Source organism: Paenibacillus sp. HGF5, from assembly GCF_000204455.1.
In the GTDB taxonomy this organism is placed as follows: domain Bacteria; phylum Bacillota; class Bacilli; order Paenibacillales; family Paenibacillaceae; genus Paenibacillus_AQ; species Paenibacillus_AQ lautus_A.
Genome location: NZ_AEXS01000062.1, coordinates 1 through 7,013 on the forward strand (window position 1 = coordinate 1; position 7,013 = coordinate 7,013).

General features: G+C 52.9%; 7 protein-coding genes and 1 pseudogene. 3 read left to right on the forward strand and 5 right to left on the reverse strand.

Going from position 1 to position 7,013, the window contains the following annotated elements; genetic code table 11:
• From HMPREF9412_RS09900 to HMPREF9412_RS09910, 3 genes and pseudogenes are all read left to right on the forward strand, one after another.
• Positions 1-452: pseudogene (locus HMPREF9412_RS09900) on the forward strand (bacitracin ABC transporter ATP-binding protein); the annotation flags it as partial.
• Complete coding sequence (locus HMPREF9412_RS09905; RefSeq protein WP_009591337.1) at positions 449-1,165, forward strand: ABC transporter permease; 717 nt, start codon at positions 449-451, stop codon at positions 1,163-1,165. The pseudogene HMPREF9412_RS09900 and the gene HMPREF9412_RS09905, both read left to right, overlap by 4 nt.
• 1 nt (position 1,166) lies before the next feature.
• Positions 1,167-1,901 carry an ABC transporter permease gene (locus HMPREF9412_RS09910; protein ID WP_009591339.1) on the forward strand — a complete coding sequence of 245 codons (735 nt, stop codon included), beginning with the start codon at positions 1,167-1,169 and terminating at the stop codon, positions 1,899-1,901.
• Positions 1,902-2,018: 117 nt separating this feature from the next.
• Here the strand turns inward: HMPREF9412_RS09910 and HMPREF9412_RS09915 are convergent, their stop codons facing one another.
• The 5 genes from HMPREF9412_RS09915 to HMPREF9412_RS09935 all read right to left on the reverse strand — a co-directional run bounded on the left by HMPREF9412_RS09915 (position 2,019) and on the right by HMPREF9412_RS09935 (position 6,699).
• Positions 2,019-2,858 (reverse strand): Gfo/Idh/MocA family protein, encoded by an 840-nt coding sequence (locus tag HMPREF9412_RS09915; RefSeq protein WP_009591338.1) that lies wholly within the window; start codon positions 2,856-2,858, stop codon positions 2,019-2,021.
• Between the two features lie 33 nt (positions 2,859-2,891).
• Positions 2,892-3,974, reverse strand: coding sequence for a Gfo/Idh/MocA family protein (locus HMPREF9412_RS09920; protein ID WP_009591335.1), 1,083 nt, complete (start codon positions 3,972-3,974; stop codon positions 2,892-2,894).
• Between the two features lie 150 nt (positions 3,975-4,124).
• Positions 4,125-5,072, reverse strand: coding sequence for an AraC family transcriptional regulator (locus HMPREF9412_RS09925; RefSeq protein ID WP_009591343.1), 948 nt, complete (start codon positions 5,070-5,072; stop codon positions 4,125-4,127).
• Positions 5,073-5,357: 285 nt separating this feature from the next.
• A complete protein-coding gene (locus HMPREF9412_RS09930; RefSeq protein WP_009591341.1) occupies positions 5,358-5,942 on the reverse strand; it encodes a TetR/AcrR family transcriptional regulator in 585 nt (194 codons plus the stop codon).
• Positions 5,943-5,949: 7 nt separating this feature from the next.
• Complete coding sequence (locus HMPREF9412_RS09935) at positions 5,950-6,699, reverse strand: alpha/beta fold hydrolase (protein WP_009591340.1); 750 nt, start codon at positions 6,697-6,699, stop codon at positions 5,950-5,952.
• Positions 6,700-7,013: the final 314 nt, after the last annotated feature.

Below are 7,013 nucleotides of genomic sequence, written 5' to 3' on the forward strand. Positions count from 1 at the left end.
TTCTGGATGAGCCGACCAACGGCCTGGATCCGTCCGGGATACATGAAATCCGGGAGCTGATCAAGAATATGCCGCGCCAATACGGCATTACCGTGTTGGTATCCAGTCACCTGCTGGGCGAGGTCGAGCAGATGGCGGACAAAGTCGGCATTATTCGCGAAGGAAGGATGGTGTTCCAGGATACGATCGACAATCTGGTATCCACGGCGTCCAGCGGTTTCCGCTTATCGGTATCCGAGCCTGAGGCAGCGTTTGGACTAGCCCTAGACTTAGGCTGCGAAGGCGTCCTGCGGAACCAGATGCTGGAGCTGGAGAGCATGCAGGATGCCAAAATCGCGCAACTCGTGAAGCGCCTGGTAGAGAACCAGCATGCGGTATACCGGGTGGAAGAGCAGCGGAGGTCGCTGGAGGATATCTTCATGCAGATCGTAGGGGAGGGAAGCCGGGTATGATGTTCCGTGCGCTTTCCGCCGATTGGCTGAAAATCCGAGGCAAGGGCATCTGGTTTCTCGCTGCGCTCGGTCCCGTCGGGCTGGCAGCGATGCAAGGGCTGAACTTCGGACTTCGATACGATTACCTGATGAAATCCTACGCGGCGGATCCTTGGGGCGGACTGCTGGAGAACGTGCTCTTCTTTGTGCCGATTGCCCTGTTCCTCGGGATCACGCTGGTCTGCTCGCTGATGGCCAACGTGGAGCATCAGCTGAGCTCGTGGAAGCAGCTGCTGGCACTGCCTATCTCCAGAACGGCGGTATTCAGTGCTAAGTTCGTGCAGGCTTTCCTGATTCTCTGCGTATCCTGTCTCCTTCTGTCAATCAGTACCGCCGTCCTCGGCATCGTACTGGGGATGGGGGCAGATCAAATGCCGTATGTCGATCTGCTGCGCATTGGGTTTGTGCAGTTATTCGCGGCGCTTCCCATGCTGGCCTTTCAACTGTGGATGTCTTTGACGCTTAAGAACCAGGGGATCGCGGTCGGGATCGGGATTACCGCCTCGGTCGTGTCGATGTTCGCCCTGCAGTTTCCTGATTGGATGCCGCTAAAATGGCCGCTGCTGGCTTACATGGGGCCGGGAGAATCACGCGTCATCGGAGCGGGTTTGCTGCTGGGCGCGGTGATCGCATGCGCTGGCCTGATTCATTTTAACCGAAAGGATGTGGACTAAGATGGCATCCTATCTAAGAGCGGTATCCGCAGAGTGGCTTAAGCTGTCGAAATCGAAGCTGTGGCCGCAAATCTTCCTGTGCGCGGTCCTGGTCATGCTGCTCGGCATATTAAACGGAAAGCCTGAGGAGCTGGCGCCTTGGGAATATCTGATCAGCATTATGATCATTCTGCATGCCATGCTGCTGCTTCCGATTCTGACGGGGATATTCAGTGCCATGGTATGCCGGTATGAGCATTCGGGCGGGGGATGGAAGCAGCTGCTCGTCCTGCCGGTTTCACGCGGCGCCGTCTATTTTGCGAAATTCTCGGTGGTCGCCATGCTGCTGGCCGTCGTGCAGTTACTGTTCATGGGCGCCGTGCTGGGAGCCGGGTTGATCCACAAGGTGGATGCTCCGATTCCGTGGGAAATGCTGCTGCGTTGCCTACTTGGCGGTTGGGTTGCCTGCTTGCCGCTTGCCGCGCTGCAGCTTGGGGTTTCAACGGCCTGGAGCAGCTTTGCCGCTCCGCTGGCATTAAACGTCGTATTTACCATACCGAACATGCTGGTAGCCAACTCGCAGACGTATGCTCCTTACTATCCGTGGACGCAGCCGTTTCTTGCGATGATGCCGGCAGGTCAAGCCGATTTCGGCGCATTCAACCTGCCGTTCGAAAGCCTCATGACCGTCGTGGTGGGAGGGTTTCTACTGTTCTTTCTCGCGGGCTTCGTCTATTTTCAGCGGAAAGAAGTGTAACTCTTCAGAACTGGATTTCAAAGCTTGGTTTTATGAAAAAGAGCTGCCCCGGGCCCTTACGGCCTATTGGAGCAGCTCTTTTTATATATTCCTATGTGTAACGAACCCTTCCTTTTGCTATTGAGGCAAATCCACCCACACATAAGGGGTGTCAGCGGCCTTCAATCCATACTCGATAACCGTGATGACGGCGACCGTTTCTGCCGGGTTGACGGCAGGCTCGCCCGTTTCGAAGAAATTCACCAGATTCTCGATGAACAAGGCAAAGAAATTCGAATTCGCGGTGACTTGCTTGAAGCCCCCGTCGCCATTCTTTATCCCCAAGGTAAAGGGACAATTATCCCCAAGATGATTCACGGTGGCTTGTCGCCCGTCTCCGAATTCGATCAGCAGGGCAGGGGAGTCAGGCGTTCCGATATACATCACCCGTTTCGGGCTGGTCCCCATCAGGCTGACGATCGGCTCGATTTGATGGATCGAATAATTGGCGAAGGCGCCCGGTCCCCAGCTGCTGATCGTTTGTATATCGCTTCGGTCCAGCTCGTGGTATTCGCTGGCAAAACGCAGGGCGGACGTCGAAAACATCGGCGTTCCGTGCTTTGCCGCCAGGTCGAACAGGCGGATGGCCGTTTCGCGGTCAGGCGCGAACGTTTTGTCGATATAGGTCGGCTTGCCGGACTGCAGCGGCAGCTGGGACAGCTCCTCATGGAATTCCGGATTGTCCGGGGACAGCACGATCAGGTAATCGCTGCGCTCCACCACCTCTTCGATCGTGGGCAGCAGCTCAATTCCAAACTCCTTGCTCCAGGCGGCGTTCGTGAGCCCGTTCTCTTTGTCTCTCTTGCCGTAGGCGTACATGACCTTCATGGCATGTTCCGATGCCTGCTCAATCCACCCGGGATATTTGTTCGCGTGGAACTGGTCCAAATGCAGGTCGATGAATCCGATTTTTTTCATGGTAAAGGGCCTCCCTGGCGTTCGAACTATAGGTTATAGGCTGTTCTGGGCAACGGGCTGCAGCGAAACCTCCGCGCCTTGGTCGGACGAGTCGTAAATTGCCTGGATGATCTGGGAGGAGAGGATGACCGTATCGATATGCGAAGGCTGTTTCTCCCCGGTTTGAATGCAGCGGATGAACCCGTCGATCTCATTCTGGAACATGCTGCCGAGATTGAATTTCGGCGTGGTTTCGATCAATGCGCCGTCCTCCGTGGTGTAGAAGGTGAAGTCCGCGCCGTATTTCAGCCGTATGCCGCCTTTATCGCCGAGGAAGTCGATGAACATTTCTTCGGCGCCGATATTTTGCGCCCATGCGCCGTTCAGGGAAATGGTCGGACCTTCCGTGCGCACGAGGGCCGTGACAAAATCGTCGACGTCATACGTGCCGTCGTATTTCGGCGGACCTGCCCACATTTTGAGGAAGGTGTAATTCTCCATGTCTTTGCCCAGCTTGCAATAAGCCTGACCGGAGACGGTCTTCGGCTTCGGATCGCCCGTACAGTACATCACGACATCGAGGAAGTGAACGCCCCAATCGATCAGCGCGCCGCCGCCGGCAATGGCTTTGGTCGTGAAGGCGCCGCCGAGACCCGGGATCGAACGGTGGGAACGGAAGCTGGCATATACGTGATACAGCTCGCCAAGATCGCCGTTTTGGATCATTTTTCTGATTCTGTTTACGCTTTCATTGTATCGGTTGACCACCCCGATATTGAGCGTTTTGCCCGTTTCGTGCTGAACCTTCTGCATCTCCAGCGCTTCCGCGTAGGTGCGGGCTGCCGGTTTTTCGCATAATACATGCTTACCTGCCCGCAAGCAATCGATGGCGATGGAAGCATGGACGTCATTCGGCGTACAGATCGATACCGCGTCAACCTCAGGGTCGTTCAGGATTTGGTTGTAATCTTCGATGGCTTGGCCGCATTCGTATTTGGCGACGGCGGCATCGGCCCGGTCCTTCAAGATATCGCAGAAATATTTGATCTCGGCATCTTCGTTGGCCATGTAGGCGGGGATATGGGCACTGTTCGCAATCGTGCCGCAGCCAATCACGGCAATTGTAATTTTGTTCATCGGTTCTCCTCCAAAATCGTGGATTGATGATGCAGTGATGACATGAGCCTATCGCTGTATTCTTCGTTATTGCTTGCCCCGAGTATAGCATGTGAGCGATCGCTTCGATTTCACTATCGTGTTTATTTATTGGATTATCGTACCGAGGCGCTAGTCCACGGTTTTAAAAGCGTTCTTCTTATAGTAAGCGGGGGTCGTTCCCGTGTATTTCTTGAAAATGCGGCAGAAGTATGGAAGCTCGTTAAACCCTACCTTGAAGCACACGTCGGTTACCGTCAGCTCGGGCTCCGTCAGCAGCCGCATCGCCATTCGTATCCGGTAGTTGGCCAAATACTGGCTGAAGGTCCAGCCTGTCACTTCCTTGAAACGTCGGCAAAAGCTCGTTCGCGACATCATCGTCCGCGCGCAGAGATCCTCCAGCCACAGGGGCTGATCGAAGTGGTCGTGGATATATTGAACGGATTCCAATATGGGCTCCCGATATGGGGCGCTGCCCGCGGTTACCGATATATGCTTGCCTTGCTCGGCATGCTCGCGGTTCACGATCGCCAGCAGCTTCAGCAGATTAGCCTTCAGCAGAATATCGAAGAATGGGCCCCGGCCTCCGAACTCGTTCAGCATTTCGGTCAGGAGTTCCTTTACGGCGAGGTCGCTGCCGCCGGTCAAGGTGATTTTGAGCGGGACGCGGTCTTCGGTCGTGACAAAAGGCTTGATGAAGGAAAGGTCGAACAGCTGCGGCTCGTCCGGCATTCCCTCCAATCGTTCGTTAATGAAGGCCGGCATGAATTCGCACCCGAGCACCTCCAGCTCTTTCCCGGGAATCATCTCCACGCGATGGACGCTATAAGGAGGGAGCACGAATATATTGCCCTGGACCATCCGGTATTTTTGGCCATAGAGCGTATGGATGAATTCGCCTTTGCTGACATACCAGATTTGAAGATAGTCATGCATATGATCGGATAAACTCCCGAACTTTTCGGTAATGCGGTACATTTTGCAGGGCAGGCCATTCGCCATCTCCAGCTCCGACGTAAAGTAGGCGATTCCTCTTCGGGTGCATTCGGCGATATCCGGTTCCAGCCAGTGAATAGCCATCGTTTCTTTCCTCCTCACGTACGTTTCGATCCTGTTATTCATAGCATAACTGATTAAGGACATGAAGGAAGAGAAAAAGTTGAAAAAAGTGAGCTGTTTATGCGCATTCCGTCCATGATTGATGTGATGAGGAGTCCCAGGGTAAGAGTACGGCAAGAGGAACGTTAGATAGTACGAAGAAAGTGGAGGCATTATTTATAAATATCCAACAGTATGCATGGAGAGCGTGCAGCGTAAAGAGCCGAGGTATCCTGAAACACAGGATTAACCTCGGCTCTTTTTGCCTTACGGGCAAAACTCCTTCAGCATCTGCTCCTTCACTTCTTCAATGGGGAAGTGCAGGGGATAGGTGGATATCATCAGCATGATGCCCTGAAGGGTAGAAGAAAAGTACAAGGAGCGCTTGCGCGGCTCGGGTACTCCGAGACTTTCGAATATGCGGCATTGTATCTCAAATTGCCGTGCAGCCTCTTCCACAAGACGCTTGCTGTAGGGAAACAGCTCTTGATCCGCTTCGGGCTGAGTTTGAAGATGCAAGTAAAAACGGAATACTTCCGGCTGCTGATAGACGTTGTCGATGGCTTGCTCCAAAATATATTTCAGCTGATCCGCAGGTGCTTGGAGTGAAGCGGAATTCTCCATGACTTCGGCAACGCTTGCGATTCGCTCCTCGACCATAGCGGCAAGCAGTCCTTCCTTGCCTGAAAAATAATTATAGAGCAGCCCTTTGGATGTGCCGGCTTTCTTGGCTACATCGCTAATGGAAGTGGCATGGTACCCCTGATGGATAAACAAATCCATGGCGGTTTCCAAAATCTTCTCTTTTGCCATCTGGCGTATGCGTTCGTTCTCGCTGGGTGAGCGTGGCATGAAATCTTCATTCCTTTACGAATGGGGTGATATGAAGGGATAACTCCTCCGGATGCGTTAGCGTGACCATGTGATCCGCTCCGGCGATGGTGGCAAATCGAATGCTCGGAACCCTTCGAAATTGTTCTCCAACCTGCTGGTTATCGGTCAGTTCATGATCTCCTATGATGAACAGCGTTCTGGCCGAGATATCCTGTAATCGGTCCATCGCCGGCGGCTCCGGCCAAACCGAGTCAAAGGTGGACCAGGTAAATGTCCGCTCGAAATGGTGGCGAAGCATTTGGACCATCAGCTCCCGCTCGGCGCGGTTCCTTGTAATTTCATAAGAAGGCGGCTCAATGCACAGCTCGATCATTTTCTCGATATCAGGGGCAGCGGCGCTTACCCCGAGCATGTAAGTTTGCATTTCCTCAGAATAAGGAAAACCAGACAGGGCGGGTGCAATGACAATCAGTTCCGATACTCTATCAGGATAATGGATCGCGAACTCCGTGGCAATCCGGCCGCCCATAGAATGACCGACAATCGCAGCTTGCGAAATATCCAGATGATCAAGAAGAAATAACAAATCTTCAACATAATTCGGCGGCTGAGTGGGAGAGGGAGAGCGCCCGGCTCCGCGACCGTCGAAGGCTATGACGCAAAAATGCTCCGCTAAAAGAGGGACAAGATAACTCCAGTCCCGCAGATCGGCTCCACCGCTGTGAACAAGGATGATAGGCTTACCGTTTCCATGAACTTCATAGTGCAGATCCAATAGAATACCTCCATTCGATTTTCAATGATGTGCAGCGCTTGATGAACATTATTTTATTATTGAATGAACGTTTGGTCAATATAAAATTGATTCGTATCTTGAGAATCTTTTCGAAGCTGGGATTGCACTGTGAATATTGCTGTGAATTAATTCACTAATCTTATTTGTGAATTATGTTACAATCGGAAAAAATATATTTTTCGGAGTAGGGGGAACGGACTGTGGCTCGTTATTTTAACGGTAAAGAAGTGGAACTGTTGGCTCCAGCCGGAACATTCGAGATATTCAAGACCGTCATTGACGCAAACTGCGAT

Bases quoted from the DNA above. Each gene is read 5' to 3' on its own strand.
- HMPREF9412_RS09905 (WP_009591337.1), top strand. From the start codon at position 449: ATGATGTTCCGTGCGCTTTCCGCCGATTGGCTGAAAATCCGAGGCAAG.
- HMPREF9412_RS09915 (WP_009591338.1), bottom strand. From the start codon at position 2,858: ATGAAAAAAATCGGATTCATCGACCTGCATTTGGACCAGTTCCACGCG.
- HMPREF9412_RS09920 (WP_009591335.1), bottom strand. From the start codon at position 3,974: ATGAACAAAATTACAATTGCCGTGATTGGCTGCGGCACGATTGCGAAC.
- HMPREF9412_RS09925 (WP_009591343.1), bottom strand. From the start codon at position 5,072: ATGGCTATTCACTGGCTGGAACCGGATATCGCCGAATGCACCCGAAGA.
- HMPREF9412_RS09930 (WP_009591341.1), bottom strand. From the start codon at position 5,942: ATGCCACGCTCACCCAGCGAGAACGAACGCATACGCCAGATGGCAAAA.
- HMPREF9412_RS09910 (WP_009591339.1), top strand. From the start codon at position 1,167: ATGGCATCCTATCTAAGAGCGGTATCCGCAGAGTGGCTTAAGCTGTCG.